Annotated in this window: 26 protein-coding genes and 1 tRNA gene; 11 read left to right on the forward strand and 16 right to left on the reverse strand. The window is 65.2% G+C overall.

Annotated features, from left to right (window positions below):
• Positions 1 to 56: 56 nt before the first annotated feature.
• Positions 57 to 1,031, reverse strand: a complete 975-nt coding sequence (locus IDT60_RS13275; RefSeq protein ID WP_191079399.1) for an N-acetylglucosamine kinase — start codon at positions 1,029 to 1,031, stop codon at positions 57 to 59.
• A gap of 4 nt (positions 1,032 to 1,035) precedes the next feature.
• The gene (locus IDT60_RS13280; protein ID WP_191079400.1) at positions 1,036 to 2,058 is read right to left on the reverse strand and encodes a LysR substrate-binding domain-containing protein; all 1,023 of its coding nucleotides are present in this window, start codon (positions 2,056 to 2,058) and stop codon (positions 1,036 to 1,038) included.
• A gap of 103 nt (positions 2,059 to 2,161) precedes the next feature.
• On the opposite strand from IDT60_RS13280, the gene IDT60_RS13285 reads away from it, so the two are divergent.
• Positions 2,162 to 3,418, forward strand: a complete 1,257-nt coding sequence (locus IDT60_RS13285; RefSeq protein ID WP_191079401.1) for an MFS transporter — start codon at positions 2,162 to 2,164, stop codon at positions 3,416 to 3,418.
• Between the two features lie 167 nt (positions 3,419 to 3,585).
• Positions 3,586 to 4,089 carry an Lrp/AsnC family transcriptional regulator gene (locus IDT60_RS13290; protein WP_164198722.1) on the forward strand — a complete coding sequence of 168 codons (504 nt, stop codon included), beginning with the start codon at positions 3,586 to 3,588 and terminating at the stop codon, positions 4,087 to 4,089.
• Between the two features lie 25 nt (positions 4,090 to 4,114).
• Here the strand turns inward: IDT60_RS13290 and IDT60_RS13295 are convergent, their stop codons facing one another.
• Positions 4,115 to 5,359, reverse strand: coding sequence for an MFS transporter (locus IDT60_RS13295; protein WP_191079402.1), 1,245 nt, complete (start codon positions 5,357 to 5,359; stop codon positions 4,115 to 4,117).
• A 171-nt stretch (positions 5,360 to 5,530) separates the two neighbouring features.
• On the opposite strand from IDT60_RS13295, the gene IDT60_RS13300 reads away from it, so the two are divergent.
• The 3 genes from IDT60_RS13300 to corA are packed head-to-tail and all read left to right on the forward strand — an operon-like array spanning position 5,531 to position 7,448.
• A complete protein-coding gene (locus IDT60_RS13300) occupies positions 5,531 to 6,016 on the forward strand; it encodes an Lrp/AsnC family transcriptional regulator (protein WP_191079403.1) in 486 nt (161 codons plus the stop codon).
• A 9-nt stretch (positions 6,017 to 6,025) separates the two neighbouring features.
• A complete protein-coding gene (locus IDT60_RS13305) occupies positions 6,026 to 6,451 on the forward strand; it encodes a DUF1761 domain-containing protein (RefSeq protein WP_191079404.1) in 426 nt (141 codons plus the stop codon).
• Position 6,452: 1 nt separating this feature from the next.
• On the forward strand, positions 6,453 to 7,448 hold the full coding sequence (gene corA / locus IDT60_RS13310; protein WP_164198718.1) for a magnesium/cobalt transporter CorA: 996 nt from the start codon (positions 6,453 to 6,455) through the stop codon (positions 7,446 to 7,448).
• A gap of 19 nt (positions 7,449 to 7,467) precedes the next feature.
• On the opposite strand, the gene IDT60_RS13315 is transcribed toward corA, so the two are convergent.
• From IDT60_RS13315 to IDT60_RS13330, 4 genes are all read right to left on the reverse strand, one after another.
• Positions 7,468 to 9,063 carry an ABC-F family ATP-binding cassette domain-containing protein gene (locus IDT60_RS13315; protein ID WP_191079405.1) on the reverse strand — a complete coding sequence of 532 codons (1,596 nt, stop codon included), beginning with the start codon at positions 9,061 to 9,063 and terminating at the stop codon, positions 7,468 to 7,470.
• A gap of 201 nt (positions 9,064 to 9,264) precedes the next feature.
• Complete coding sequence (locus IDT60_RS13320; protein ID WP_191079406.1) at positions 9,265 to 9,753, reverse strand: DUF805 domain-containing protein; 489 nt, start codon at positions 9,751 to 9,753, stop codon at positions 9,265 to 9,267.
• Positions 9,754 to 9,902: 149 nt separating this feature from the next.
• Positions 9,903 to 10,739 carry an alpha/beta fold hydrolase gene (locus IDT60_RS13325; RefSeq protein WP_191079407.1) on the reverse strand — a complete coding sequence of 279 codons (837 nt, stop codon included), beginning with the start codon at positions 10,737 to 10,739 and terminating at the stop codon, positions 9,903 to 9,905.
• Positions 10,740 to 10,817: 78 nt separating this feature from the next.
• Positions 10,818 to 11,276: an Lrp/AsnC family transcriptional regulator gene (locus IDT60_RS13330; RefSeq protein WP_223883719.1), complete on the reverse strand. Its 459-nt coding sequence runs from the start codon at positions 11,274 to 11,276 to the stop codon at positions 10,818 to 10,820.
• A gap of 171 nt (positions 11,277 to 11,447) precedes the next feature.
• On the opposite strand from IDT60_RS13330, the gene IDT60_RS13335 reads away from it, so the two are divergent.
• The 3 genes from IDT60_RS13335 to IDT60_RS13345 all read left to right on the forward strand — a co-directional run bounded on the left by IDT60_RS13335 (position 11,448) and on the right by IDT60_RS13345 (position 14,154).
• The gene (locus IDT60_RS13335) at positions 11,448 to 12,695 is read left to right on the forward strand and encodes an FAD-binding oxidoreductase (RefSeq protein WP_191079409.1); all 1,248 of its coding nucleotides are present in this window, start codon (positions 11,448 to 11,450) and stop codon (positions 12,693 to 12,695) included.
• Positions 12,696 to 12,908: 213 nt separating this feature from the next.
• Positions 12,909 to 13,295, forward strand: a complete 387-nt coding sequence (locus IDT60_RS13340) for an Hpt domain-containing protein (RefSeq protein ID WP_191079410.1) — start codon at positions 12,909 to 12,911, stop codon at positions 13,293 to 13,295.
• A gap of 148 nt (positions 13,296 to 13,443) precedes the next feature.
• Positions 13,444 to 14,154, forward strand: coding sequence for a DUF4397 domain-containing protein (locus tag IDT60_RS13345; protein WP_191079411.1), 711 nt, complete (start codon positions 13,444 to 13,446; stop codon positions 14,152 to 14,154).
• A 111-nt stretch (positions 14,155 to 14,265) separates the two neighbouring features.
• Here IDT60_RS13345 and IDT60_RS13350 read toward each other — a convergent pair.
• The 4 genes from IDT60_RS13350 to galU all read right to left on the reverse strand — a co-directional run bounded on the left by IDT60_RS13350 (position 14,266) and on the right by galU (position 16,981).
• A tRNA-Ala gene (locus IDT60_RS13350) sits at positions 14,266 to 14,338 on the reverse strand.
• Between the two features lie 82 nt (positions 14,339 to 14,420).
• Positions 14,421 to 15,320: a hypothetical protein gene (locus IDT60_RS13355; RefSeq protein ID WP_191081951.1), complete on the reverse strand. Its 900-nt coding sequence runs from the start codon at positions 15,318 to 15,320 to the stop codon at positions 14,421 to 14,423.
• 132 nt (positions 15,321 to 15,452) lie between these two features.
• On the reverse strand, positions 15,453 to 16,070 hold the full coding sequence (locus tag IDT60_RS13360; protein WP_191079412.1) for a GNAT family N-acetyltransferase: 618 nt from the start codon (positions 16,068 to 16,070) through the stop codon (positions 15,453 to 15,455).
• Between the two features lie 5 nt (positions 16,071 to 16,075).
• Complete coding sequence (galU, locus tag IDT60_RS13365; RefSeq protein ID WP_191079413.1) at positions 16,076 to 16,981, reverse strand: UTP--glucose-1-phosphate uridylyltransferase GalU; 906 nt, start codon at positions 16,979 to 16,981, stop codon at positions 16,076 to 16,078.
• Between the two features lie 119 nt (positions 16,982 to 17,100).
• Between galU and IDT60_RS13370 the strand changes: the two genes are divergently transcribed.
• The 3 genes from IDT60_RS13370 to cpaB all read left to right on the forward strand — a co-directional run bounded on the left by IDT60_RS13370 (position 17,101) and on the right by cpaB (position 19,027).
• The gene (locus IDT60_RS13370) at positions 17,101 to 17,721 is read left to right on the forward strand and encodes a 5-formyltetrahydrofolate cyclo-ligase (protein WP_191079414.1); all 621 of its coding nucleotides are present in this window, start codon (positions 17,101 to 17,103) and stop codon (positions 17,719 to 17,721) included.
• 137 nt (positions 17,722 to 17,858) lie between these two features.
• Entirely contained in the window at positions 17,859 to 18,125 is a 267-nt protein-coding gene (locus tag IDT60_RS13375) for an FmdB family zinc ribbon protein (RefSeq protein ID WP_164198708.1), read from the forward strand.
• A gap of 152 nt (positions 18,126 to 18,277) precedes the next feature.
• A complete protein-coding gene (gene cpaB / locus IDT60_RS13380) occupies positions 18,278 to 19,027 on the forward strand; it encodes a Flp pilus assembly protein CpaB (RefSeq protein ID WP_191079415.1) in 750 nt (249 codons plus the stop codon).
• 29 nt (positions 19,028 to 19,056) lie between these two features.
• Here cpaB and IDT60_RS13385 read toward each other — a convergent pair whose 3' ends face one another.
• The 5 genes from IDT60_RS13385 to IDT60_RS13405 form a co-directional block, all read right to left on the reverse strand.
• Positions 19,057 to 23,160 carry an AAA family ATPase gene (locus IDT60_RS13385; RefSeq protein WP_191079416.1) on the reverse strand — a complete coding sequence of 1,368 codons (4,104 nt, stop codon included), beginning with the start codon at positions 23,158 to 23,160 and terminating at the stop codon, positions 19,057 to 19,059.
• 128 nt (positions 23,161 to 23,288) lie between these two features.
• The gene (gene guaA / locus IDT60_RS13390) at positions 23,289 to 24,884 is read right to left on the reverse strand and encodes a glutamine-hydrolyzing GMP synthase (RefSeq protein WP_191079417.1); all 1,596 of its coding nucleotides are present in this window, start codon (positions 24,882 to 24,884) and stop codon (positions 23,289 to 23,291) included.
• A 94-nt stretch (positions 24,885 to 24,978) separates the two neighbouring features.
• Complete coding sequence (locus tag IDT60_RS13395) at positions 24,979 to 25,479, reverse strand: DUF3817 domain-containing protein (protein WP_191079418.1); 501 nt, start codon at positions 25,477 to 25,479, stop codon at positions 24,979 to 24,981.
• Positions 25,476 to 26,327: an SURF1 family protein gene (locus tag IDT60_RS13400; RefSeq protein WP_191079419.1), complete on the reverse strand. Its 852-nt coding sequence runs from the start codon at positions 26,325 to 26,327 to the stop codon at positions 25,476 to 25,478. The genes IDT60_RS13395 and IDT60_RS13400 overlap by 4 nt, the downstream gene beginning before the upstream one ends.
• A gap of 79 nt (positions 26,328 to 26,406) precedes the next feature.
• On the reverse strand, positions 26,407 to 26,895 hold the full coding sequence (locus IDT60_RS13405; RefSeq protein WP_164206040.1) for a PTS sugar transporter subunit IIA: 489 nt from the start codon (positions 26,893 to 26,895) through the stop codon (positions 26,407 to 26,409).
• Between the last annotated feature and the right edge of the window lie 14 nt (positions 26,896 to 26,909).

The raw sequence follows: 26,909 nt of genomic DNA on the forward strand, positions 1-26,909 counted from the left end.
GAACCGGACAGGCACCTTAGGAACCGGACAGGCACCTTAGGAACCGGACAGGCCCTTCACGAACCGGACGGATCCTTGACCAGTTGCAGGACGCCAAACACCGGATCCCTGTCGAGGACGCTGACGTCGGTGATGCCGGCAGCCGCGAGGTACTTCCGGAAGGCATCCTGAAGCGGGACCACATTCATGCCCAGCCCGCTGCCCAGGATGACCGGGCCCTCGATTCCCAGTTTCCGGAGTGCCTGCGAGGCGAGATCCGCGAGATCCTTGCCGGCCTGGTCGAGCAGCACCTGGCTGGCTTCGTGCCCTGCAGCGGCTGCATCCACCACCAGGCGGGCCTGCTGGGCCCAGAACCGGCGGCCGGTCTCCGGGGAGTGGAAGAGTGCGATCAGCCTGTTGGGGTGGTCAACTCCGCAGGCTGCAAGCAGCGCGGCCGTGAGCTGATCGACCGGGAGCCCCTGGTTCATACGGCGCAGGCTGTGCCTGACCGCCTCACGGCCCAGCCAGTATCCGCTCCCCTCATCACCGAGCAGGTAGCCCCAGCCTCCGGCCCGGGCCTCCTCCCCTGCACCATTCCGGCCCCAGGCCGCAGAACCCGTCCCGGCAATCACGGCAACACCGGTGCTGGCGCCGCCGGCCGCGAGCAGCAGCCTCGAATCATGGACCACCGTGACTTTTGCGCCCGGCACATGAGGCTCGATCAGCGCAGCGAGGGCGGCAGCGTCGTCGTCGGTATCGATGCCCCCCGCTCCCGCATACACCTGCGACACGCTGCCGCCGCCGATCCGGGCGAACAGGTCGGCGAGGTTCAACGCCGCTTGCTCGGGGGTTACGTTCTGGACGTTGGCGCTGCCGGCTGACTGGTCCGCCACGGCCACGCCATCCTCGAACCGGACGCCGCGCGTCTTGGTGCCGCCGATGTCCAGGCCGATGATGATGCCCGCCACGGAGGGGGAAACTGGTTTGGTCCCGCCGCCGTCGTCGGGCTGGATTCCGGAAGATGAGGCCTGGGAGTGCTCGGTATCAGTCACGTCCTCAGCCTACTGAAAGGCCGTCGCCGTGTCCCACGCGCCCGGCAACCTGCGAGCGCGCTGCCACCAGGCCTGCCAGCAGCCCGGGCCCTTCCTGCAGGACCAGCTCCCGGAAATGCCTCACGGGATCAGGTTCCGCATCCGGACCTGGCTTCCGGCGGCGCCACCCGAGCCCGATTTCGCGATACGCCAGGCCCGATTCCAAGGCAACCTCAACCCAGCCAAGATTTCCCGTCTCGGGGCTGACATGACGCCCCGGCCCGTTGCCGCCGGGTGGCAGGATGCTGACGCCAAGCCCCGCGGAAACAAGGCCGCGGGCGGTGTGGGTGTCCTGGCTTTCGAAAGCGATCCTGGGGCGGAATCCGGCTTCACGGAACAGCGCGTCGGTCAGCGAACGCATGCCGTACCCCGGCTCCAGCGCCACGAAGGGATCCCGGCGGATGTCCTGGAGCCCCGCCTTTTTCCGGCCTGCCAGGGGGTGGCCATGGTGCACCACCAGGCGGAGCGGCTCCCGGTACAGTGCCGCGGAGGCTATGGTGCCGCTGGCCGCAGGCACAGGGGCCGTCAGCACAAGGTCCGACTGTCCCGACGCAAGTTCCGCGAGGCAGGCATCCCGGGACCCCTGCCGGAGGGTGAAGCCCGCTTCCGGATGGCGGCTGCGGAACGCGCTGATGAGCAGCGGCAGGGTGGCCTCGCCGAAGGTGTGCTGAAAGGACACGGAGACCTTCCCCCGCACGACGTCCGATTCGTGCCGGACGAGGTCCAGCCCGGCCTGGAATTCCGTCAGGGCCGAGTCGATGTAAGGCAGCAGGGTCCGGGCGGCTGCAGTAAGGCGCACGCCCCGTCCGTCCCGGATGAGCAATTCAGTTCCGACGACGGCGCTTGCCCTGGACAGCGCCCGGCTCACCGTGGACTGGGGTACTCCGAGCAGTTCGGCCGTTTCCGTGACGTGCTGCGTGCGGCCCAGCTCGGCAAGGATGGGCAGCAACGGCAGGAGCCTGGCCAACTGCTGATGATCGGTGAGCATGCGTCCACCCTTCCGGCGCTCAATGCAAACGTTCCGTATCTGCTATCAATTCTACCTAAAGTATGCATTGGAAGCATGGGTTGTAACTGCCTACCCTTGAGGTATGCCACATAATGCCGCCGCGCCCGGTTCCACCGCGGTCCACCGGAATAGCTGGGAAGGCCACCCCAAAGGCTCCGCCGCCTACGGCAAGATCCTGGCCGGGCTGGCCTTCGCGGGGGTAGCGACGTTCGCCCAGTTGTACTCCACCCAGGCGGTCCTGCCACTCATTGCCACCGATCTCCACATCACGGCGGCAGAGGCAGCGCTGACCATCTCGCTCGCCACAGTAGGCCTGGCAGTCACCGTCATTCCCTGGTCCTTCCTCGCGGACAGGATAGGCCGGGTCAAAGCCATGACCTGGGGCATATCGGCAGCAACAGTTCTGGGACTCGTGGTCCCGCTGGCCCCCAGTTTCGGCATGCTGCTCGCCCTCCGGCTGCTGGAGGGAATGGCCCTGGGCGGAATCCCGGCGATCGCCATCGCCTACCTGAACGAGGAAGTGAACCGCGCGCATGCTGCCATGGCGGCCGGCAGCTACGTTGCCGGCACCACCCTGGGCGGATTGGCCGGCAGGCTCGTGGCAGGCCCGGCAGGTGAGCTGTGGGGCTGGCGGACTGCCGCCCTGGCAGTGTCCTTGCTGGCAACGGTATCTGCCGTCCTTTTCCTGATCCTGATTCCCAAGGCCAGAGGGTTCACCGCCACGAAAGCTGCCGGGCTCCGCGGCGCCTTCGCCACGCTCGGCGGCCACCTGCGCAACCCCCGGCTCTTGGCCCTCTACGTCCAGGCATTCCTGATGATGGGCGGCTTTGTGGCCGTCTATAACTACCTGGGCTTCCGCCTGTCCGCCGAACCCTTTCTGCTGCCGGCAACCCTGATCAGCCTCATCTTTCTCGCCTACCTGTCCGGAACCCTTACCTCGCGGTGGGCGGGCGGGCTGACGGCACGCTTTGGCCGGCGGACCGTCCTGCTGGCGGGCCTCGTCCTGATGGCGGCGGGTCTGGCCCTGACGCTCACGCAGTTGCTCGCCCTGATCCTGGCAGGCCTGGTGATCTTCACCGGCGGGTTCTTTGCCGCCCACAGCATCGGGTCAGGGTGGACCGGCAGCATTGCCACAACCGGCCGCGCCCAGGCGGCATCCCTGTACAACCTTGCGTACTATCTGGGCTCAAGTGTCATCGGCTGGGCCGGCGGCCTTGTTTTCCAGGCCTGGGGCTGGACGGCACTCGGCTTGGCCATCGTGGTCCTGGCAGGCATCACGGCGGTGACAGTCGCCGTCGTACATCCCCCCAGGAAAAGTGAGACGCCCGCCCCGCTCTGACGGACTCCGGCGCAGAGCCGCGGCTGTTCACGAAATGCTCACTCGCAGAACAATCCGCCAGGAAAACGGCCCTGCCCGTGGCGATTATTCGGCCAAACGGCTCGAGCGGAGGTGATGGGACGTAATCAGGCGTCTAGGATGAACTCAAGGACACTTGAGGAGATCCCATGAGCACCAACCCCAAAAACATCCGGCCGGGCAGCCACTTCGAACCGCTGGACGCCATTGATGAGCGGCTTCTGGCCGCCTTGGTGGACGATGCCAGGATCTCTAACAAACAGCTCGCTGAACTGGTGGGCATCGCCCCGTCCACCGCGCTGATGCGGACCCGCGCCCTGTCCGAGCGCGGCATCGTGCAGGGCTTTGAAGCCAAGCTCAGCCTCTCGGCAATCGGCAGGTCGGTCCAGGCCCTCGTGGCTGTCCGGCTCCGGGCCCACGACCGGGACCAGATCGATCGTTTTACCGCACGCGTGCCGCACCTGCCAGCGGTTCTCTCCACGTTCCACACATCAGGTTCCGTGGACTACCTGCTGCATATCGCCGTCGGAAGCACCGAGGACCTGAGGGACTGGGTGCTCGACAACCTCGCCACCGACCCCGTGGTGGGCCACACCGAAACCACCCTCGTCTTCGAGCACATCCAGGGCAACCACGGCCCGCTGCCGGAGTAGGCAGCCACAGCCGGGCACAACTCCGCTAGGCAGTCCGCTGGCGCCGGGCGGTCCTGAAGGTGAGGGCGGCGAGCGTCAGCGCCGCTGCACAGCACACCAGGACAAAGGCCAACACCGCTGCCTGCAGCCCGAACGCTGAGGTTGCCCATCCCAGCCCGATGACCGGTACCGCGCTGCCCAGGTACGTGATGACGTAGACCGTGCTGATGACCTGCGCATGGTGCGAAACCTCCACCTTGGCCGCCACGTCGTTGAAAACGGTGCGAAAGGCGACGCCCTGCCCCAGGCCGGCACAGACGCTGGCCGCCACCAGCAGCGGCAGGCTGCGCCACGACGCTGCTGCCGCCAGCAGCAGGACGGAGATCCCCAGGACCGCCAGACCGGCCGGAACCACGAAGCGGCCCCGCACCGCCATCAGCTGGCTCAGCGCCGAAGCCCCGAGCGTCATCCCTGCCAGGGCGCCGATCACCGGACGCGAGCCCGTATCCACGATCTGGGCAAAGTAGCCGGGTGCCAGCGACAGGCAGAAACCAAATACGGAAAAGCTCAGGAAGCCGACACCGGCTGCAAGCCAGAACGCGCCCCGGGCCTCAGTGGACACCGATGGCCGGCGTGGAGCCAGGACCAGGATGGGCCGCGGTCCGGCAGGTGGCCTGATGGCAGGCCGGGCGTTCAACAGGAACAGCGGCACAAGCATTCCGGCCAGCACCACCGAGTGAACGTAGTACGGCGCGGTGGTGGGTCCCGGCAGCAGGGAAAGCAGGCCGCCGATGACGGGGCCTGCCGCCACGCCGCCTGCCGTCGCCAGCAGCGTAAAACGGGACGCCCATTCCGGGCGGGACGGCAGCAGCTCCCGCAAGGCGGCAGCACTGGCGCCGGTGGCCAGGGCAACTGCTACACCCTGCATCGCCCGGCCGGCCGACAGCGCCAGGAGGGTCTCCGCCTGTGAGAACACCCAGCCTCCTGCCAGGCCTGCGAGGACGGCCAGGATAAGGGCGGCCCGCCTGCCGATATGATCCGACCAGTGGCCGGCCAGCATCAGCGTGGCCACCAGTGCCAGGACATAGCTGGCAAACGCCGCCGTAACCCCGAGCGGTGAGAGTCCCAGGTTTGCCTGGAGCAGCGGATAGAGGGGTGTGGCCAGGTTTGCACCCACCAGCAGCAGGGAGATGACGGCGCCGGCCATCACCAGCCGTGCGGTGGTGGATGCGTTCCAGCCCCGGCGACCGGCGGTAACCGGGCGCATGCGGAGTTCACTGAAAACTGTCATTCGCTCTGCCTTGGCATCTGCCGGAACGGGAAACTCCTTGTGGGACGCCGCTCCGAGGGTAAATAGGGATAACCAAATTCTGGGCCAATCCTGCTGGATAAAGCTGTTCCTTATGAAAGAATTGAGCAAAACAGTCAAGAAGTTAGAGCGCTGCTAGCCGAAAGCAACAATTTGAATAGTCTGGACCCCACTGATCTGAAGATCCTGCTGGAACTCATCCGCGATCCCCGCCTCCAGATCGGTGAAATCGCCGAGGCGCTGGGCATAGCCCGCAACACAGCGCAGTCGCGCGTCAGGCGCCTGCTCCGCGCCGGCGTACTCCACAGCGGCGGACGCGAGGTGGACCTCGCGGCGGTGGGCTACGACGTCGTCGCGTTCGTCACCATCGAGGTGACCCACCGGGAGCTGGACGGAGTGGTGGCGGCCCTCCGCCTGCTGCCGCAGGTTTTGGAGGTTCACGAGATTTCCGGCAGGGGCGACGTCTGGTGCCGGGTGGTGGCCACCGACACGCATAACCTGCAGTCCGCGCTCCGCCAGATCCTCCGCATCAAGGGTGTTATCCGGACCGAGACGGTGCTGGCGCTCCACACGCACATTCCCTACCGGACCGAGCCGCTCATCAGCCGCCTCGCTCAGGCTTTACCGGGCAAAGGCTAGGATTCGAGGATGGATTGGCTCTCACACATTTCACAGATCAACTGGCTCGCCGTACTTTTAGCCTTCGTTTCGACCATGCTCATCGGCTTTGTCTGGTACATGCCTGCAGTCCTGGGTAATCGGTGGATGGCAGCCATTGGCAAGACTGAAGAGGACCTCAAGAACATCGAGGGCGGCCCGGGAATCTGGGTTCCCATGATGGTGGCCGCCGCGCTGACCGCAGTCCTGCTTGCTGTGCTGATCAGCAAGCTCGGACTGGACACTGCCGTGGCAGGCGGCCTTTTCGCCCTGGTGCTGGCACTGGTGTTCCGCGCCGGCGGCCATGTCATCCACAACGGGTTCGCCGGAAGGCCAGCGGCCGTTACGTTTATTGATTCCGGGCACGACGTGCTCGCCATGACGGTGGCCGGTGCCATTATCGGAGCCATGTCCTGACGTGACCATCATCGATAACGCCGTATACGTGGATGGCGTCCGCAGTGCTGAACCGGAGAATCTCGAACAGACCTTCGAGGTGCTCGCCCACCATGGCGGGATGGCATGGATCGGGCTGTACAGGCCCACGGCGACGGAGATGGCAGCGGTCGCCGCCGAATTCGGACTGCATGACCTCGCGGTGGAGGACGCCATTTCAGCGCACCAGCGCCCCAAGCTGGAGCGCTATCCGGACCACCTGTTCACCGTTCTCCGTCCGGCCCGGTACTTGGATGCGACCGAAACCGTGGAGTTCGGGGAGCTGCACATCTTCACCGGCAAGAACTATGTCGTCACCATCCGCCATGCCGAAACGGCAGGGGTGGCCCGGGTGCGGCGCCGTCTGGAAGACCGCCCGGACCTGCTCCGGCACGGTCCCGAAGCCGTCCTGTATGCCCTGCTGGACATGGTGGTGGATGACTACGCGCCGGTTGTTGCCGGGCTGGAAAACGATATCGACGAGATTGAAGACCAACTGTTCAGCGGCGACAGCACAGTCTCACGCCGGATCTATGAACTGGCGCGTGAAGTCATCCAGTTCCAGCGCGCCATCCATCCCCTGCCGGAGATGATGCACCAACTTAAGCGCGGCTTCGAAAAGTATGGGGTGAATTCCGAGCTGCAACACAGCCTGCGGGACGTGGAGGACCACGTGGCCCGGGTCATTTCCCGTGCCGACTCCTTCCGCGACCTGCTGCAGAACGCCCTCACACTGGACGGGACGCTGACTGCCAACCGCCAGAACGAGGCCGGCGCTGAACAGAACGAACAGGTCAAGAAGATCTCGTCCTGGGCGGCGATCTTCTTCGCGCCGTCCATTGTGGCGGGGATATACGGCATGAATTTCGAACACATGCCCGAACTCCACTGGACTGCCGGCTACCCCTTCGCCATCGGCCTGATGGCAGGTACCGCCGCCCTGATGTACATCATCTTCAAGAAGAAGGGCTGGCTCTGACCCGGCTGGACTCCAGGAGTCAGCTGGCCTGCAGGGCGACGGCGCCGTGGCCCGACTCGGCAGCACTGAAAACAAGCCGGCGGTTGGCAATCTTGTCCGTGAAGAAGCGGTCGTGACTGACCACCACCACCGCGCCCGGGAAATGCAGCAGTGCGCGCTCCATAACCTGGGTGCTGGAGAGGTCGAGGTGGTTGGTGGGCTCATCAAGCAGGAGTACGGAGGCGCCCGAGAGCAGGCACTGGGCCATGGCCACCCGGGCACGCTGGCCACCCGAAAGGTTGCCGATCCGCTGCTTGAGGTCTGCTTCGGAGAACTGGAACATCGCCAGGAACCTGTTGACGGACTTTTTCGTCGCCGTCAGGGCCAGGCTGTCCGGCATCGCGTTGACCGCATGGGTGACGGTATCGGCGTCGTCCAGTTCGGCCAGGACCTGGTTGTAGGAGACCATTCCCGCACCTTTGGCCCATGCCACGGTGCCCGAGTCTGCCGGTTCCTCGCCCGTCAGCGCGCGGAGCAGTGTGGTCTTGCCGCTGCCGTTGGCCCCGATGACGGCGATCCTGTGGCCCCGCCCGATTTCGAAACTGAGGCCGCTGAACAGTGTCCTGCCGCCGTAGGCCTTACTCAGTGATTCCACGCGGCACAGGACGTCTTTGACGTAGAGGCCTCCATAGATCTCCGTGATGATCTGGTCAACGGGCCGGGGCGTCCTGCTCTTCTTGATCCTGGCAAGCTGGTTTGCCAGTCCCTTGCCGGCTGCCTTGGCTGCCTCGCGGCGGTCGGAAATGCCCTCTGCCTCGAAGGCAAGCAGTTCGGACTCATGCACAAACTGGCTCTCAAGGCTCTTGAGCCGGAACTGCTTGGCCACCACGTACTCGGCAAAATTCCCCGGGTACTCATGCAGGTGGAAGTTCTCCACCTCGATGATCCGGGTGACAACGGAGTCCAGGAACTTCCGGTCATGCGAGACGATGATCGCGGCACCCTTAAACGTCCGGAACCAGCCTTCCAGCCATTCGACGCCGGCCACGTCCAGGTAGTTCGTGGGTTCATCCAGCAGCAGCACGTCCGGGGCTTCGAGCAGGATCTTTGCCAGGGCGGCCCGGTTGCGCCAGCCGCCGGACAGTTCGTCGATGGCGCAGGTGCGGTGATGGTCGCTGAATCCCAGGGTAGTCAGGACTTTGTCGATGCTGCGTGCGTAGTCCCAGCCATCGAGCCGGTCCATGGCCTCAAAGAGCTCTGACTGGCGGTGGATCAGCTCATCCAGGCGGGCGGCGTCGGAGGAGTCAGCGGCGATGGTTTCATCTATATGGGCCAGCTCGGCTTCGATCTGCTTGACGTGGGCGAACAGTCCGTCCAGGACCTCCAGGATGGTGGATTCGCCGTTGAGCTCCGAGAACTGGGAAAAGTAGGCTGTCCTGGTTCCGAGCTCGACGGCGACTGTTCCGGCATCGGGGGCAATCTGGCCCTGGATCAGCTTGAGGATGGTGGACTTGCCGGATCCGTTCTTCCCGATCAGCCCCACCCTGTCTCCGGCCTCAAGTTTGAAGAAGGCTTCGCGGAGTACCTGGGTGTTGTCGAAGCTGACGTTGACGTCATTCAGCCGGATCAAACTCATCGGTGCTGTCCAATCCAGTCTTGGTAGTGGCGGCAGGCCAGCGATTCGGCCGCATCCACTCTCTCATGAAACCGGTGCCCGCCTTGGCCCGACCGCACGTTCCCGCAATCGGCCCTCAGGGCGCAGCACAAAGGGCCCGTCATATGACGGGCCCTCTGGCGTTGCTTAGTGGTGCCAGCTATGGCTGGACCGGAAGTGCTCTTAGTAGCCGGCGGGCCGGTCGAACCGCTGTCCGGCCGGGTTGGACGGCAGAATCATGAAAACCAGGACAGCAATCGCACCCAGGAAGGGGATCAGCAGAAGCAGGAGCAGCCAGCCACTGAAGTTTCCGTCGTGCAGCCTGCGCACTGACAGCGCCAGTGAGGGAACCAACGTGGCCAGGCCCCAGATTCCCAGCAGTACGTATCCGAAGATGGCAGCCGGGCCGAAGTCCGGGGTGCTGCTGAGGCTCGAAGTGGTTGTGCCCAATCCGATGATGATGTTCAGGACGATGCTGACGGCGACTGCGGCCAGGGTCCACCACCAGTATTCGCTCCTGCTTGCCCGGCCTGAGAACGTAGCGTACTTCGTGAAGAAGCGCTTGGCGGCTACCGGGAACGATGCACCGTAGTGCGGTGCCCAGAGAGGCGGCTCGCCGGCCGGCATGGTCTGCGGCGGCGTCTGCTGTTGCGGGTATTGCGGATAGCTCAAGGTTCCCCCAGTTAATTTGATGTATGAGACGGGCCTATCCTATGCTGCGGCACCGCCAAAATTCCATCCGATGGATAAACTCCGGCTGAATTCTTTACTGAGACCACAAGGCTTGCTTCCGGGCGGCGGAACTCCGGACCGGTCGCGCCTCACCGATCGGCCCAGCCGGTGGGCGGGGGCGCATCCAGGAACGTGATGACGACGTCGCGTACGAGGCCGGTCCGCGCAAGCCCGAAGAAGTGCGTTGTGCCCGGGAAAACTGCCAGTTGCGATGCGGGCACACCCTCGAAGTCGCCGTTCACGTCTCCGCCGCGCAGTTGGAGAAACTTTACTGCGTGGTCGAGCCTGACCATGTCACAGTCACCCACGGTGATGAGCGTCGGTGCGGCGATCCCGCGGATCTCGTCGTCGCTCCATCCGCTTTCACCCGCCCCGTAGCGGGCGAGTTTGTCGAGCAGGCCCTGCAGGTGCCCGCGATCGGGGTGCGGCGACACGGCGAGATAGCGTTCTTCCATCGGTGTGCCCGCGATCATATCCACCGTCATCTCCGCCACCGCTTCAGCATTTCCGCCGCGCTCCCCCTCCGGCCGGAACGACACGGACGACACGATGAGCTTCCGCACGAGTTCCGGGTGGTTGATCGCCAGGTCCAGAGCGACCGCACCGCCGACGCTGAAGCCGAACACGTCCACGTTGTCGACACCAAGGTGCCCAAGAAGCCCAATGACATCGGACGCCAGGTGGTGGGTTCCCAGCGGCCGATCGATGTCGTTGGTGCGTCCGTGCCCTTGGAAGTCCGTGGCGATGACCCGCCGACCCTCCGAAAGGCTCGGGATGAGAGAGCCGAACTGCTGCCCGATGTCGAAGAGCCCGCCGTGCAGGAGCAACAGCGGGGTACCGCCCTCGCCGTGCAGCTCGTAGTACATCTGGAGCCCGTTGACCCGGGCGTAGCCGGTTTCGGTTGCCGCTGCTGTCAGGTCGGTCATGTCCGGGCCTCCTTTGGCCTGCGCGTGGGCTTCAATCCTGACACTGCACGTGGTGCAGCGGCCAGCTACTCCAGGCGCTCAAGCAGTGAGGGAACTGTCGGCGCGTCGCAAGTATTCAAAGATCACGGTGGTATTCGTGCCGGCCACTTCCGGCCTGAGGCTGAGGTTGTCGGCCACCAGTGCACGGAGCACGGCTGAATCCGCGACGGCGACATGGATGAGGAAGTCCCGGTCCCCGGTGACGAAGAAGATGCTCTCCACCGCGGGGAGTCCGGCCAGGTAGTTTTCGAACCTGGTGAGGTTGGCCCGCGCGTGGGCCTGCAGCCGGATGGCGATCAGGGCCTGAAGTCCGCGCCCTACCGCCGCCGGATCCACGTCCGCATGGAAGCCACGGATGACGCCCCGCTCCTGAAGGGAGCGGATGCGGCCGTGGCATGTGGAGGGGGCGATGCCGGCTGCCGCGGCAATGGCGTTGTTCGGCGTCCGCGCGTCGGCCTGCAGCATCTGGACGATGAGGTGGTCCGTTTCGTCCAGCACGGCCGGCCGAGCGTTGTTCGGACCACGAGTCAAAACTCCGCCAGTATTTGAATCAATTGGCATAAAGCAAGCATTCCTTAGAATCATCGCCGAATCAATTGAGCTTCTTTTTATTATTCTTCACACTGGTGCCAATGCCAGGTGGCATAAGTCATGGTGAGGGAGAGTCGAATGTATTCACGCGCACAGTCGCCGCGCACCGCCGTCGTTGTCGGTGCTGGAATGGTTGGCCTGGCTACGGCCTGGCATCTGCAGGAACGCGGCATCGAGGTGACAGTCCTGGATCGCTCGGGCGTCGGCGCCGGCGCTTCGTGGGGAAACGCCGGCTGGCTCACGCCGGGCATGGCCATGCCGCTCGCGGATCCGACACTGTGGTCCTATGCCCCGAAGGCGCTGCTCGATGCCACTGCCCCGCTGCACATCCCGGCCCGACTGGATCCGAAGCTGTGGGCATTCCTGGCCCGTTTCGGCCTCCATGCCACTGCTAAGGCCTGGAGGAAGGCCATGGCAGCCCTGACGCCGATCGACCGGATGGCCCTGGACGCGTTCGATGAACTGACTTCCAGCGGCGTGGACGCATGGACCCGCAAGGGACCCTTCATCATCGGATTCGAGGGAGAAAAAGAAAGCGGGCCGTTCATCCACGAGATCCAGCAGGTGGAGAAAGCCGGCCAGAGGGTACCCCTTACACGGCTGGACAACCCGCAAGTCAAGGTGCCCCAGCTCTCGGCCGGCGTCTCAACGGTCTACGAGATGGACGAACAGCGCTTCATCGAACCCGGGCCATTCGTTCAGGCGCTGGCAGATGCCGTGCAGGCCCGGGGCGGAAAGATCCTGAGCGGGATGGACGTACGATCACTGCGTCACGGACCGAACGGGATTTCCGTCGAGAGTTACGGACAGGAACCGGTTAACGCCGACGTCGTGGTGCTGGCCACCGGTGCCTGGCTTCCGGCGCTGGCCAAACCGCTCGGAGTGAAGACCCGGATCCAGGCCGGACGTGGCTATTCCTTCAGCGTCGCGACCGACCAGCCCGCCGAGTTCCCCATTTATTTCCCGGCCCGCCGCGTAGCGTGCACGCCATATCAGGGGCGGCTTCGGATTGCCGGGACCATGGAGTTCCGCGGCCCGGACGAGCCGCTGCAGACGGGACGCATCGATGCCATCCTGGCTTCGGTACGGCCGCTGTTCACCAACATGGACCTGGAGAACCTGGAGGACATTTGGGTGGGCGCTCGCCCCGTCACACCCGACGGGCTGCCGGTTGTCGGCGCCACCCGTTCCCCCGGTGTTTACGTTGCCGGCGGTCACGGAATGTGGGGCATCGTGCTTGGTCCGGCCACCGGCAAACTGCTGGCCGAGCAGATCGCCACCGGCCACATCCCTGAGGCGATCCGCCCCTTCGACCCGCTCCGGTAACTGTCAGCCCGGTATGTCCGCTGTCCCGTCCCGGCACTGTGCCGGGACGCCGGCCAAAGCCCGGCAGCCACGCCTCCGGCTGTGCAATGAGCTGGACGCGCGGCTGCGGGAAATTCGAGTACCGGCTACTCGTGCGCTCACCCGCCCTGCCTCGTATCGTCAATAAAAAGTCCTGGGGGACGTTGACGGTGAAAACGATTCTCGGGATGGATTATGGGCGGCAATGCCTTGCCACTGCTGGACCCCGCGGTTTTGGACAGACTGCGGGAGGGGCTCGATGACGATGGCGGAGTGTGGAAGGTGTTCATCCACAACTTCATCACTCTCCTGCCAACCCGGCTCCAGAAACTCCGGCTTGCCCTGACTACCGGGGATCTGAGCGGCGCCCTGGATGCTGTGCTCAGCCTCAAGACCTCCAGCCAGATGGTCGGGGCCGAACGCCTGGCGGAGCTTGCGGCGGGGTTGGAGCGTTCCATCCGGCTCGACACCCGCCACGCTGAACCGGAGAGGCTGCTGCCCCGGCTTGCGGCGGACCATCTCCCCCGGATCACGCGATGCAGCCGCCAGACCACAGACCTGCTGCTGAAATACCTGTCATAAACGACGGCGTGATCTTCTGGTTGGCGAGCCAACAAACTCCCGCCAAAAAAGAATTCATGACGTGCATCCACAAGGGGCGCTCCGCCGGTAGTACAGGTGTCAGCACAAGCACAGCCCGTCCCCCGGGCGTCCCTATGAGGAGTTTGAAATGCGCAAAACAACCTACGCCGCCGGAGCACTGTCGCTCGCCGCCGCACTGGCCTTCGCTGCTCCAGCCCAGGCCGGCGGCTGGCACCACCACGGCGATGACCCGGCCAAGCTCTCGGTCCTGCACGGTGTGCCCGGCCTGACCGTGGACGTCTGGGTGGACGGCAACCTCACACTCAATAACTTCGAGCCCGGAGACTTGGCCGGTCCGCTGGAACTTGAAGCCGGCGACTACGAGATCGCCATCACCGCCTCGGACGCCACCAGCGCGGACAACCCGGCGATCGGACCGGTCACCGTTGAACTCGAGGAGGGCAAGAACTACACCGCGGCAGCCCACCTCGACGCTGATGGCGCTCCCACAGCCACACTCTTCACTAACGACACCAGGGCTCCCCGCAACGACAACAAAGGCAAGCTGACGGTCAGGCACATAGCCGCAGCCCCGGCAGTCGACGTCCTGGCCGGGGATACGGCAGTAATTGAGGACCTCAGCAATCCTGACGAGGCCACCCTGAGGCTGAAGGCCGGAACAGTTTCGGCCTCCGTCGCCGCAGCGGGGACCACCGCCCCGGTCATCGGGCCGGCCGACTTCACGGTTGAGGGCGGCAAAAACACGATCGTGTACGCCTGGGGAAGCCTGGCAGATGGCACCCTGGCCACCACGGTCCAAGTTGTTGACTCCGAGAAGCAAGGGCGTGGCCGCCACTAACAACGGCGTGCGCAGTAACTGGCTGCGCCGGCACTCGCCGGCATTTACAGCGGGGACACCTACGGGTGGCCCCGCTGTTTGTGCGCCACCCGGGATGACGCAAGGAATTTGTGGAGCTAAGGAGATTCGAACTCCTGACCTCTTCGATGCGAACGAAGCGCTCTACCAACTGAGCTATAGCCCCGGAACAGCCTGAGTCCCGGAAGGAACGGCAGGGCCGGTTGAACTTAGGCTACAAATATTCCCTGCCCATTACCAATTGAGAATCAGGCGCGACGGCGCTGCAGGACGTCGTCGAGGTTGCTGAGGGCGCTCTGCGCCTTCGTCAGGGGCTTGTCGGCAGGTGCGGCAGCCGGTGCGGTTGCGGGTGCGCCCTGCTTCAGGGACGGCTTGCCCGTGGCCTTCGGCGCTTCAGGCAGGTCAAGCGGCCGGGGCGCCGGACGCTCGGCCTTCGCGGCCTCGACGTAGACGGGCTTCGGCACGTCAACAGGTTCCCACGTAGTTTCAGCAGGCTTTTCGGCGGCTGCAGCGCTGGTATCCCCCGCCGCAACAGCGACAGCCAAAGCCGCTTCCCGGAGTTCCATGGCGGTCAGGGGTTTTGGCTTGGGCTGGTGCGCTTCAGCGTCGAAGAGCCGGCTTTCCGGCCGGGCGGCCGGCTGTGGCGTGGCCACGGCCGGCGTGACAGGAGACTGGCGGCGCACGGGAGCGCTCATAGCGGCGCGGAAGGCGGCGTTCATTTTGGCCTTGCGGTCACGCACAGCCAGGAAACGCAGCAACGCCACAGCAAAAACAGTAATGGCCAGCCCGGTGACGGGCAGCCATGCCGTCCCAAGTCCGAAGAGCAGCAGAACGCCCGACACAAAGGCAGTCAGCAGTGCGACAACTCCAACGAGGGCGATGCCAGTTCGGCCATATCGGATCCGGAACCCGCCTGTCGTCGCACGGCCGGCTGTTTCGGCTGCGGTTCCTGGGCTCTTCCTGATATCCATGGCTTTCTCCTGCTGGGCGGTGATGTTCATGACCGTCCCGGCTCTCGGGTCCGATGATTCAACAGCTGGGACGTCCGCGAAATACTCGCCGGCGGCCTGGGCCTGGTGCCGGCGGTTTCGCAGGACGTACGGCGCTACCCATACGATCCAGAGCACGACGGCAACCACAAGGATCACTGAGCTGCTGAGGGGGATGTCCACAATCAAAACCGTATGAGCATTCGACCGGCCGCAGCGGCATTAGCCTCGGTGTGTCGCGGGCAACGTGGCAAATCAATGGATTTATGACTCCGGAAGGGCCCTTGCAGGTCAGGACCGGGCCGCAAGCCACCGGTTCAGCAAACCCTCCGGCACTTCCTCCGCCGTCAGGGCAAAAGACCTGTGATCAGCCCATTCCCCATTGATATGAAGGAAGCGCGGCCGGTAGCCTTCATCGCGGAAGCCCAGCTTTTCAACGACCCGCAGGCTGGGACCATTCTCAGGCCGGATGTTGATCTCCATCCGGTGCAGGCCCAGCGCCTGGAAGCAATGATCCGTGGCCAGGGCCACGGCGGTAGGCGCAATGCCATGACCTGCCCGGGCCTGGTCAACCCAATACCCCAGCGTTGCCATCATGGCGGAGCCCCACACAATCGATGAGACAGTCAGCTGGCCCACGATGACCGGTGACGCCGAGCGCGGCGTGCGTTCGGCGATAAGAAACGGCAAGGCGGTGCCCTGGGCGGCCTGAATTTTTAGGGACCGAACCATTTGCCGGTAATCCGGAAGGACGCCGCCGGGGGCCGGGTTGGAAGCTTCCCATGGTGCCAGCCAGTCCCGGTTGCGTGACCGGACCTCGGTCCATTCCCTCTTGTCCCGGTACCTGATGGGACGCAGGACCAGGTCACCGCACTCCAAGGTTGTGGGCCAGATGGGTCCGGAACGCACGGCAGCTATTTAGTGAGGCCGGCAGTGAAGCTCGGGAGCCAGTCGCGCAGGCCCGGGCCGAGGTCGTCGCTGTCAATGGCAAGCTGGACGCAGGCTTTGAGGTAGCTGAGTTTGTCACCGGTATCGTAACGGCGGCCGCGGAACACCACTCCATAAACGCCGTAGCCCTCGCCGCTTCCGGCAGCCAGTTCCTGCAGCGCGTCCGTCAGCTGGATTTCACCGCCGCGGCCTGGACCGGTCCGCTCAAGCACTTCGAAAACTTCAGGGTGCAGAACGTAGCGGCCAATGACTGCCAGGTTGGAAGGTGCCTCATCCACGTCGGGCTTTTCGACGAGCTTGTTGATCCTGACGTAACTTTCGCCGTCGATGGACTGAACGTCCGCGCAACCGTATGCACTGATCTGGGAGGGCTCAACCTCAATGAGGGCCACCACGGAGCCGCCCGTCTTGGCCTGGACTTCAATCATGGTGCTGAGGAGTTCGTCCCGGGCATCGATCAGGTCGTCGCCGAGCAGGACAGCAAAGGGCTCGCGGCCCACGTGCTGCTTTGCACGAAGGACAGCGTGGCCCAGGCCGTTGGGATCGCCTTGCCTCACATAGTGGATGTCGCCGAGGTTGCTTGCTGCCTGAATCGACTCAAGCTTGGCCAGGTCACCCTTGGCTTCGAGGGTGTCCTCCAGTGACGGAACCCTGTCGAAGTGGTCCTCCAGGGCGCGCTTGTTGCGGCCTGTGATCATTAGGATGTCGTTGAGACCAACACTGACGGCCTCTTCAACCACGTACTGGATGGCCGGCTTGTCCACCACCGGGAGCATTTCCTTTGGCATCGCCTTTGTGGCTGGCAGGAACCTGGTTCCGAGCCCTGCGGCGGGAATTACGGCCTTGCGTACAGTCTGCTGAGAGGTAGTCACTGGACTAATCTAACGGAGGGGCTGGTCATTCAATAATTGTTGGCCACCCAAACCTGGCACACTGCATCAGCGCACCCCCGGTTGGGACGGCGGCGCCGGCATAGGAAAGAAGGAACGGCATGTCCGACGGCGACAGGGCGGCAAAGGCCGGCATCCGTGCACTCCATCGCGAGCGCCGCACCGCGACCAACCCTGACCAGCGCGATGAGGCAGGTGCCGCCCTTGCGGCCCACGGCGCCGCCTGGGCCAAACAGCTGACGGGTGGAACGCCGTCGACCTTTTGCGCCTACTTTGGCGTGGAACCCGAGCCTCCCACCCTGCCCCTGATCCGCGAACTCCACCGCCACGGCCACACCGTCCTGCTCCCTGTCTGCGAGCCGGGCCGGCGGCTCAGCTGGGCACATTGGACCCCGGAAGCCGAGTTTGTCCGAAGCCGCTACGCCCCCGTCATGGAACCCGCCGGCACCCGCCACGACCACGACATCCTGGCCTCCGTGGCGGGGCTCTTCATCCCTGCCACCGCGCTGGACCGCAGCGGGAACCGAATCGGCCAGGGTGGCGGCTATTACGATGTCCTGCTGGGCTCCCTGGACAGCAGGGGGCTGGACATCCCGCTGGCCGCTATCGTCTTTGAATCCGAAGTGCTGCCCGCCGGAACAATTCCCGCCGAAGAGTTTGACCGGAAGATCCCTTTGGCCTTGACCCCCTCAGGCCTGGTGGCACTCACCGTCCCTTCCTGAGGGGCGCCCCGCGGCACTCTGGAGGGCCACGCGCCGGGGGTGATAGAATTGGCACTCAGGCCCTGCGACTGCTAATGGACGGCCCGTCCGTTCACGGCAACACAGGACCTCTCGTTTGCCCAAGAGGAGGAGCATCAGTGCCCACTTACGCCTACGCCTGCAAGGATTGCGGCCACGCCTTCGACGTTTTCCAGTCGTTCACGGACAGCACCCTGACGTCCTGCCCGGAGTGCCAGGGAGCCTTGCGCAAAAAGTTCAACAGCGTTGGTGTGGTGTTCAAGGGCTCCGGTTTCTACCGGACGGACTCCCGGGACGCCAAGGGAAGCACCGTTTCAGCTGCCCCGGCCGCCGCACCCGCCCCGGCAGCAGCACCGGCACCCGCCGCTGCTGCCGCCGCCAGCTGACCTTTCACCCACTCTGGCGCGGGCTGATCAGCCCGCGCTAAGGCTGGTGCCTCCGCGCTCCGGAAGGACGCGTCCGACGCCGCCGGGAGAGTTGTCCACATAGGCACCATTGCTGCTGTCTGGCGCTGCCCCGCGAAAGTAGCGTGGGTGCCATGCCCGCCACCCTTTTCCGCCCCAGCCGCCGGTCCGTTCTGCCCGCACGCGGGAGCCACCGCCCGCTCTCCGCACGCCGCCCTGCCGGCCGGGGCGGCAGCCACAGACTCGTGTCGTGGCTGAACCGGAACCGCCGCCTCGCCATCGCCCTCCTGCTGTGCGCAGCTGCAGGCATAACGGTCCACCAGCTCACTCCCCCGCCTGCCGACACGGCGATGGCGCTGGCCGCAGCGCGGGACCTGCCAGCGGGCACAGCGCTGGCGGCAGCGGACCTGATGCAAGTGAAGATTCCGCCGCAGATGGTGCACCCCGGAACCGTAACCGGCGCCGGGGAAGCTACTGGAATGCAACTGGCAGCCCCGCTGCGGAAGGGCCAGCTGCTGACCGATTCCCAGCTGCTGGGGCCGGGGCTCCTCACCGGTTCGCCGCCCGGCTCCGCGGCCGTGCCCTTAAGGATGGCAGATCCTTCCTCGATCCAGCTGGTCTCGCCGGGCCAGTTGGTCAATGTAGTGCTGACCGGTGCCAACGGCTACGACCAAAATTCTTCGTCGGAGGTGCTTGCCGCGTCCGTCCCCGTCCTCTGGACCTCGGGGCAGGGCGGCAAGACCGGGCAGTGGCTCGGCACAGCCGAGACCGACGGGCTGATCGTGGTGGCGGCAGCACCTGACCAGGCTGCCCGCCTGGCTGGCGCGTCCACGCAGGGCAAGCTGTTTTTTGTCCTGGTGGGGCCGTCAGGAGCAGCCGGGTGAAGCGGCGCGGCTTGTCTCAGCCGTGGGCTTTACCCCCAGTGCGGTGGCTTGTTTTCCTTCAGCCAGGCGTCGTGATCGTTGTCGGAATCATCGCCCCAGTTCCTGGCATCGTCCTCGGCAGCCTTGTTCGGCAGGACGCCTGCCGTGCCGCCCTCCTGGTCCCCGGGCACGGGCGACTGCGTGGTGCCTTCGGTGTCCGGGTGGTCGTTGCTGTCAGTTTCGCCCTGGTCGGGGTTCTGTGGGCTCACGGAAGCCTCCTCACTGTCCAGGCGTGCAGCCTGGCCTTCGTTAATGTCATGATGTGCCGCCCCCGTCGTCAAGGGGTCCGCGTCCTCGTCGAAAAAGCCTCCGGAGGCATTGCCGCGGCCGGGTGGAAGGACGTTTTCCAGGCCCAGGTAACCTGCAATGCGGTCAGCGCACGTGGAGGGGTCCGTGAAGACTTCGATGGTCCAGAGCGGCATGTAACGCCAGCCCATCCGTTCCAGCAGTTGCGGGCGGAGACGGCTCCGCTCGCGGACTGTCATGGTGCGGTAATGCTCCGTGCCGTCGGATTCAATGGCTACCGGCCACGGGATATCCGCGTCGTCCTGGCCCATGGTGCTCAGCGGGTCGGCTGCCGCCACCACGTCGATAACACCGTCGTACTGGTGCCAGACCCGGGCGCCGCGGGCGCGCAGCCTGTCACCGAGATCGGCTACCAGCGGATCTGCCCCGAGTGCCTGCTCGCTGGCAGCCGCCCGCGACGCCGGTGTTCCCAGGTCCGTCTTTCCCGCAATCTCACGGTTCAGGAGCTCATAGAAGTCCACGGCACCATAGGAAAGCCGCGTGTGGTCGAGGTCTTCGGGCTGGAAGCACGTCAGGACATGGATGGACCGCCGGGCACGCGTCATAGCCAGCGCGAATTTCTCACGGCCCCCCTCAGCAGACAGCGGACCGAAGTTGTGCAGCGCCCGGCCGTGCGGGGTACGGCCGAAGCCGGGCGAGAAGATGATGTGATCGCGCACCAGTCCCTGTGCCCGTTCGAGGTCAACCACCCGGAACGATTCCGGCCCCCCACCGAAGAACCCGGCGAGGGTTGGGTGGTTGGGCAGTTGCAGCCGGATGGACTCACCGATCCGGGCCGCGTGGCGCAGGCTGGCGGTGACCACGGCGAGCGAGGTGCGGGAGCGCAGCCGCGCGTGTTCGAACACGAGCTGCACCACCCGGTTCACTTCGGCCACCACGGACTCGACACCCTCGTGGTCGGCGCTCGGCAGTCCGGTCCCGTCCGGCAGGTACTCCACTGTCAGTGCGCGGTCCAGGCCGGTGGCGGCCTGGCCCTCGGGGAGCCGGCGGAGCCCGTCGTCGTAGAAGTTCTTGCTCAGTTGCAGGACCAGGTCCTCGTCCACGGCACGGTAGACAAAATTCAGCCGCCACACGGGCAACACCGCGGAGAGCGCAGAGAAGGCACTTTCCACCCGCTGGTGCGGTGCCTCGCCAACGGCCAGGCGCTCCACCCCCACAGTGAAGGTCCGCGGGCTGGCGATTTTGGCGTCACCGAAGGCAATGACCTGCTTCGCCCGCGCAATGGACGGCAGGACAGCCTGCAGCGACGTCGCCTCAGCATCCAGGATGACCACCGCGTCAAAGCGCTGTTCGGCCGGCAGAAGCCCGGTCATCAGGTAGGGGCTCACCGACCAGACGGGAACCAGCATGGGAACAAGGTCCGGTGCCTGGGCTGTCAGCGCGGCGAGGGTCACCCTGCCGTCCTTGAGTAGGCTGCGCAGCAGCTGGGCCTGGCGCGGGTGTTCGGCCAGCGCCGCCTGCCACCGTTCGGAAAGATCCCAGCGAAGCCGCGCTGCACCGCTGGCAATGTGGGCATTGTCGGCGAGCCGGTATTCGGCCTCCAATTGCCGGAGGGCGTCGCCGTCGGACATGGCAAGGTAATCGTCGCCGCTGATCATCGCTTCAAGTGCGGACTGCCACCAGGCGAGCTCAAGCTCGGCGCCCACACACGGCGCGGCTACCTCCCGCTCGGCCAGATCGTCAAGAAGTTCACCCAGGCCGTGCTCGCGCATGTTTTCCACGAGCAGCGTCCGCTCCGGCAGGGTTTTCAGCGTCTGGGTGTCCGCGACCAGCCGCTCAAGCCGTTCCATGAGTTCCTCGTAGCGGGCGGTGGCCAACGAGCCGCCGGCGCGGGTGTGCCGAAGGGCCTCCCCCAGCTGCGTCAGCTCCCCGTCCAGCGAACGGTACATCACGTTCATTTCGGCGAGGCCGGACGGAACAGCCGGGTGGCGCTGCGAGGTGGCGTAACCGGACCAGAGCGCCCGCTGCTCCTGCACCAGCACCAGCGAACTGTGGAGGTCAGCAATGTGGACGCCGGGCCGGACGTACTCCTTGGCCACACGCCGCAGCCGGGAACGCTGCATGGACGCCATCTCAACGTTCCGCTCCCGGCGCCATGCGGAGGACGCAGTGGCGGAAATCAGGTCGTGGACGGGCCTGTCGAAGATGTCCGGGGTGAATTTGTCCAGGCTTTCGCGGACGGCAACGAGCAGCTCGAGCTGTTCGCCCCATTCAGCAAAGGATGTGCCCAGCCGGATCTCGGCGTGCTCGGCCACGCTGTGCATGCGGTCCCGCAGGACCGGGAGGTTCTCCGCCACGGAGCGGGCCAGCTCCTGGGCTTCCTCAGTCTCCTTGCGGGTGAGGAGCCTGGCGCCGTGCCATGGGCTGGTGGTGGAAGCCCGGCTGAAGCTGCCAAGCTCGGCGGCGCGGCGCAGCCTGCCCGCGAGTTCGTTGCGGTCACGGATGCTGTCCAGCACGCTCCGCTTCAGCCGCACCGTGGTGGCGGGGGACGGGTGAATGGCTGTCAGCTCGGCAAGCGACTGCATGGCCTGGTACGGCGAGCAGCCCCAGCGCTGACGCACGTTGTGCAGGGACGCCACATGGTCCATCAGGGCGTGCCGGTGTTCGGTCAGGGTCTTGTGGAGGTTCCCCAGCTGCGGTTCAAGCGATTTTTCGTTCCGCACGATGGCGCGGACCAGCTGGGCCTTGAGCTGCTGCGGGGTGGCGGTGCCGGAAAGCTGGAACAGGATGGATTCCAGGCCCAGGGACTCCAGCTGTGCAGACACTTCGGTGAGGCTGGCCCGCCGGTCACCCACGACCAGTACCGAGCGTCCCGCATCCACCAGGGCGCCGATGGTGTTTATGGCAGTCTGGGTCTGGCCCGTGCCCGGCGGCGTGCTGACCACCAGGGAGTCCCCGGCGCGCGCAGCGTCAATGACGTACTGCTGGTCCGGGTCGGCATCCAGCAGCAGCAGTTCGTCGGCGGGGTGCCGCTCGTCGACACTCGGAAAGCGGGACGGGTCCGGTTCCTCAACGTCAACCACTTCGCCGCCCGCGGCCGTAGCCAGCGCGTTGATAAGGGGGTTGCCGTCGTTGATCCAGGGGTCGTCGAGGTTGCCCGAAAGATCGGCAAAGGTGGACACGAGCAGGTTGTGCTGGGCTTCCGCGCCATGGATGGGCTTGATGAGGGACGCAAGCTTGTCCAGGACCGGCTGCGGGTCAAAGCGGGCGGTGCTGTAGGCGAGGCGCGTGACGGCGTTCACGTCAAAGACAATGCCGTGGATGGTCTTCAGGTGCCGGACCAGTGCGGGATTGATGTGCGCCTGTTCGGTGAGTTGAAGCTCGTAGTCGTCCTCGCCGGGACGGACTGTCAGCGAGATTGCCGTGAGCATGACCGGCGCGGAAACGCGCTGGGGCTTGCCCCCGACGGCGGAGGTCCACACCACAGTGCCCGCAGAAAAGTACCCGGCATCAATGCCGCGGTCGTTGGCCAGTTCGAAGATTTTGGAGCGGATGTTCCGCGATGCCCGCGCCGCCACGACGTACTGCTGCTGGTCCCGGATCAGGGTGGACAGCCGTGTCCTGCGGCCCGCCATCAGCTGGGCGAGCCCGGACGGGTGGGCATGGGTCAGGTCAATTGACCCTTCCGGGGTCTTGGTGAATCGCAGCATGGTGTCTGCCCCGGTAACGGGTTTGAGCCCGGACAGCCATTTTCCGAGCTCCTCAGAACCCTCCGGGTGGCCTTGACCAACTGACACTACTGCCTTCTTTTCTGCGTTTGCACGTGACGCCCTGGACCATACCGGCATGCTTTCGAGCGTAGCCGCAAAAGGGACCGGGATGAGAGACCGCAACACTGGGACAGGGCAAATTAGGGGATTTGAACGGAGGAAAGCAATGGCCGGACTCCGCTGACGGAGGCCGGCCATTCACACTGCTATTCCCACTCGATGGTTCCCGGCGGCTTGCTGGTGACATCCAGCACCACGCGGTTCACACCTTCCACCTCGTTGGTGATCCGGTTGGAGATCCGGGCCAATAGATCGTAGGGCAACCGGGACCAATCAGCCGTCATCGCATCTTCGGACGAGACGGGACGGAGCACGATCGGGTGGCCGTACGTGCGGCCGTCGCCCATGACGCCGACGCTGCGGACATCGGCGAGCAGGACCACAGGCATCTGCCACACCTCGTTGTCCAGGCCGGCTGCGGTCAGCTCGGCGCGGGCAATGGCATCCGCCTTACGGAGCAGGTCCAGGCGTTCCTTGGTGACCTCACCGACGATGCGGATTCCCAGGCCGGGCCCGGGGAAGGGCTGGCGGCCAACGATTTCCTGCGGCAGTCCCAGTTGTGCGCCGACGGCGCGGACCTCGTCCTTGAAGAGGGCGCGCAGCGGTTCGACCAACTCGAACTGCAGGTCCTCGGGAAGACCGCCCACGTTGTGGTGGCTCTTGATGTTGGCTGCACCTTCGCCGCCGCCGGATTCAACGACGTCCGGGTACAGCGTGCCCTGAACCAGGAATTTGATCTTCTCACCGTGCGCGGCAGCCTCGGCGATGATGGCCAGTTCGGCTTCCTCGAACGCGCGGATGAACTCGCGGCCGATGATCTTGCGTTTCGTTTCCGGATCGCTGACGCCGGCGAGGGCTGCCTGGAAGCGCTCCTGCTCGTTGGCAACATAGAGCTTGACGCCGGTTGCGGCCACGAAGTCGCGTTCCACCTGTTCTGCTTCGCCTTCGCGCAGCAGGCCATGGTCAACGAACACACAGGTCAGCTGGTCGCCGACGGCGCGCTGGACCAGTGCCGCGGCAACCGCAGAGTCAACGCCGCCGGACAGGCCGCAGATGACCCGGGCATCGCCGATCTGCTTGCGGATCCGGTCCACCTGCTCCTCGAGGATGTTCCCAGTGGTCCAGTTTGGTTCCAGCTTGGCGCCCTTGAACAGGAAGTTCTCCAGCACCTGCTGGCCGTAGGCCGAGTGCTTCACCTCGGGGTGCCACTGCACGCCGTAGAGGGACTTCTCCTCGTTGGCGAAGGCAGCCACTTCAGCGCCGGCGGTCGTCGCGAGCACTTCAAAGCCTTCGGGAGCGGTGTGGACGGAGTCCCCGTGGCTCATCCAGGTGTTTTGGTGCTGCGGCATTCCCTCCAGAACGGAGCGGCCCTCACCGAGGATGGTGGTCTGGGTGGAGCCGTATTCGCGCAGGCCGGTCTTGTCGACTTTTCCGCCCAGGGCGTTCGCCATGGCCTGGAAGCCGTAGCAGATGCCGAAGACCGGGATTCCCGCTTCGAAGAGGTCGGCGCCGACGGAGGGGGCCCCGTCAGCGTACACGCTTGAGGGGCCGCCCGAAAGGATGATGGCAGCGGGGTTCTTGGCCAGAAGCTGCTCGGTGCTGTAGGTATGCGGAACCACTTCCGAATACACATTCGCTTCCCGGACGCGGCGGGCAATCAGCTGCGCGTACTGGGCACCGTAGTCAACAACCAGCACCGGCTTCTTGGAAGTTTGGGATGCAGTGGGAGTAGTCACCGTCATAGCCTACTTTGCGCGGTTGCCCCGCCGCACGTTCGGGGCGGGGGGTGTGACGGATCCGACGTCCGACGGCGGGCCTCCCCTGCCGTTGGAACGCTTAGTACCGCTGGGCGGCCTGCGGGTGCGCGGCAAGTTCTGCCTCGACCTCAGCATGGAACTTCTTCTCCACGAAGAAGGAGAGGAACGGCACCACGCCGCCGAGTGCCAGCAGGATCAGCTTCAGGAACGGCCAGCGCATCAGCGTCCACAGCCGGAAGTTGGAGATCAGGTACACAACGTACATCCAGCCGTGCACAATCAGCACCGCGACGGACAGGTTAATCCCGCCTTCGACGCCCTTGGGTTCGGCATCGGCAAAGCCCAGGCCGAACGGCTGCCCGGTCACGGCGTTTGTTCCGCCAGCAAACAGGTACTGGCCAAAGGCGTAGCGGGCGATGAGCTCGGCGCAGAGGAGCAGCAGCATGCCGCCGGTCAGGTAGGCCAGAACCTTGTAGAACTTCAACGCGGAGCGGATCTGCGCCTCGGTGCCGCCGAAGCGGCGCTTCTTGGTTTTTCCCTGTACGGAATCCTGCTGGATGGCCGGTTTCGGTTCGATCATGGCTTTACCTTTTGTTGGAGCTGTTCGGAAGTTGGCTGGCTGGGCGGGGTGTCGTCGTCATGGTCGTCATCGAGCTCGTCTTCGAGTCCCCTCTGGTAGTCGTCTTTCACCATCCGCCACCAGATAAACAGTGCGAACCCGGCAAACACCACCCACTCCACGGAGTAGAAGACGTTGAGCCAGTTGACTTTCTGGGCCGGCGGCTGAGGGCCGATGTTCAGCGGTTTCAGGTCGCCGCCAACCGAGGCCGCGCTCACGTCGGAGCCTTCAGCCATTTCGGACGTGGCCGCGATAAACCCCTGGTAGCTGCTGACGTCCCAGTAGTTGATGAGTTCGGCCACAGACACCGCGGTAGCGCGCCCGGGTTCCGGCGCCGTTTCCGGCAGCGGCGATTCGGACGGCAGCAGCCGCCCGGTCAGCCGGACAACGCCCGACGGCGGTGCGGCGGCGTCGTCGGGGTCCGCTACCCAGCCGCGGGCTACTGGAATCCAGGTCTGCGGGGAGGCTGCGCCGCCGGTGAGTGCGGGCGCACCCGTCACGGAAAAGGCGGACACCACCCAGTAACCGGTGTTGCCGTCCTTCAGCCGGCCCGGCACGAGGACCTGCTTTGCGGGGTCATAGGTGCCCTCGGCGGAAACCATCTGGTCCGAGACCGATCCGGGGAAGAAGCCTCCGGGCGTCAGCGTTTCCGTGAGCGGCCTGGCCTGCTCAGTGGCCGGGGTGACGGGAGCCTCGGCTTGCACGGACCGCCCGAACTGCCACTGGCTCAGCAGGACAAACACCCCGGAGACGAGTATGGCGAACACCAGGCCGGCGATCCATCGGGGCTTCAGGGCTGTTTTCCACACCCCTTAACCGTACTTCGTTACGCCGTAGAACAACTAAACGCACTGGTCCCTGCCCACCGGAATGAGCCTGCCCCAAGCTTCAGTGGTCGAAGAACACCAGGCTGGAGTTGATGAGCTCGGAGATGACCTCGGCATCGTAGGCCCGCCGGAGGGATTCGCGGAAGGACTCCTTGGAAAGGGACCGCGCCAGCGTGGCCAGGACTTCCAGGTGGTCGGAGAACGAGCTTGCCGGGGTGGCGATGAGCAGGATGACGGTGGCGGGCCCGTCGGAGGCGCCGAAGTCCAGGGCATGCCCGTACTTGGTGATTCCCACCGCGATGGACGTCCGGGAGACAAATTCGCTCCGGGCATGGGGCAGGCCGACGCCGCCCGGCAGGCCGGTGGCGAGCTGGTGTTCCCGGGCGTTGACGTGTTCCAGGAAGCGCGGGAGGTCCGTGACCCGGCCTGCCTCGAAGAGCCGTTCCGCGAGTTGCGCCGCAGCGTCCGCCTTGTCCGTGGCCTCCAACTCCAATATCACCAGTTCAGGTGTGGTGAGATCGGCATCGTACCGGTCAAGTGGTTCCGCCAAGGCGTGTCCCTTCA

Source organism: Pseudarthrobacter sp. BIM B-2242, from assembly GCF_014764445.1.
In the GTDB taxonomy this organism is placed as follows: Bacteria; Actinomycetota; Actinomycetes; order Actinomycetales; family Micrococcaceae; genus Arthrobacter; species Arthrobacter luteus_A.

What these genes read in the sequence shown, in the direction of transcription:
- IDT60_RS13280 (WP_191079400.1), bottom strand. Translation starts at nt 2,058, where the DNA reads ATGCTCACCGATCATCAGCAGTTGGCCAGGCTCCTGCCGTTGCTGCCC.
- IDT60_RS13285 (WP_191079401.1), top strand. Translation starts at nt 2,162, where the DNA reads ATGCCACATAATGCCGCCGCGCCCGGTTCCACCGCGGTCCACCGGAAT.
- IDT60_RS13290 (WP_164198722.1), top strand. Translation starts at nt 3,586, where the DNA reads ATGAGCACCAACCCCAAAAACATCCGGCCGGGCAGCCACTTCGAACCG.
- IDT60_RS13295 (WP_191079402.1), bottom strand. Translation starts at nt 5,359, where the DNA reads ATGACAGTTTTCAGTGAACTCCGCATGCGCCCGGTTACCGCCGGTCGC.
- IDT60_RS13305 (WP_191079404.1), top strand. Translation starts at nt 6,026, where the DNA reads ATGGATTGGCTCTCACACATTTCACAGATCAACTGGCTCGCCGTACTT.
- IDT60_RS13315 (WP_191079405.1), bottom strand. Translation starts at nt 9,063, where the DNA reads ATGAGTTTGATCCGGCTGAATGACGTCAACGTCAGCTTCGACAACACC.
- IDT60_RS13325 (WP_191079407.1), bottom strand. Translation starts at nt 10,739, where the DNA reads ATGACCGACCTGACAGCAGCGGCAACCGAAACCGGCTACGCCCGGGTC.
- IDT60_RS13335 (WP_191079409.1), top strand. Translation starts at nt 11,448, where the DNA reads ATGTATTCACGCGCACAGTCGCCGCGCACCGCCGTCGTTGTCGGTGCT.
- IDT60_RS13340 (WP_191079410.1), top strand. Translation starts at nt 12,909, where the DNA reads ATGGGCGGCAATGCCTTGCCACTGCTGGACCCCGCGGTTTTGGACAGA.
- IDT60_RS13345 (WP_191079411.1), top strand. Translation starts at nt 13,444, where the DNA reads ATGCGCAAAACAACCTACGCCGCCGGAGCACTGTCGCTCGCCGCCGCA.
- IDT60_RS13370 (WP_191079414.1), top strand. Translation starts at nt 17,101, where the DNA reads ATGTCCGACGGCGACAGGGCGGCAAAGGCCGGCATCCGTGCACTCCAT.
- cpaB (WP_191079415.1), top strand. Translation starts at nt 18,278, where the DNA reads ATGCCCGCCACCCTTTTCCGCCCCAGCCGCCGGTCCGTTCTGCCCGCA.
- IDT60_RS13385 (WP_191079416.1), bottom strand. Translation starts at nt 23,160, where the DNA reads ATGCCGGTATGGTCCAGGGCGTCACGTGCAAACGCAGAAAAGAAGGCA.
- guaA (WP_191079417.1), bottom strand. Translation starts at nt 24,884, where the DNA reads ATGACGGTGACTACTCCCACTGCATCCCAAACTTCCAAGAAGCCGGTG.
- IDT60_RS13395 (WP_191079418.1), bottom strand. Translation starts at nt 25,479, where the DNA reads ATGATCGAACCGAAACCGGCCATCCAGCAGGATTCCGTACAGGGAAAA.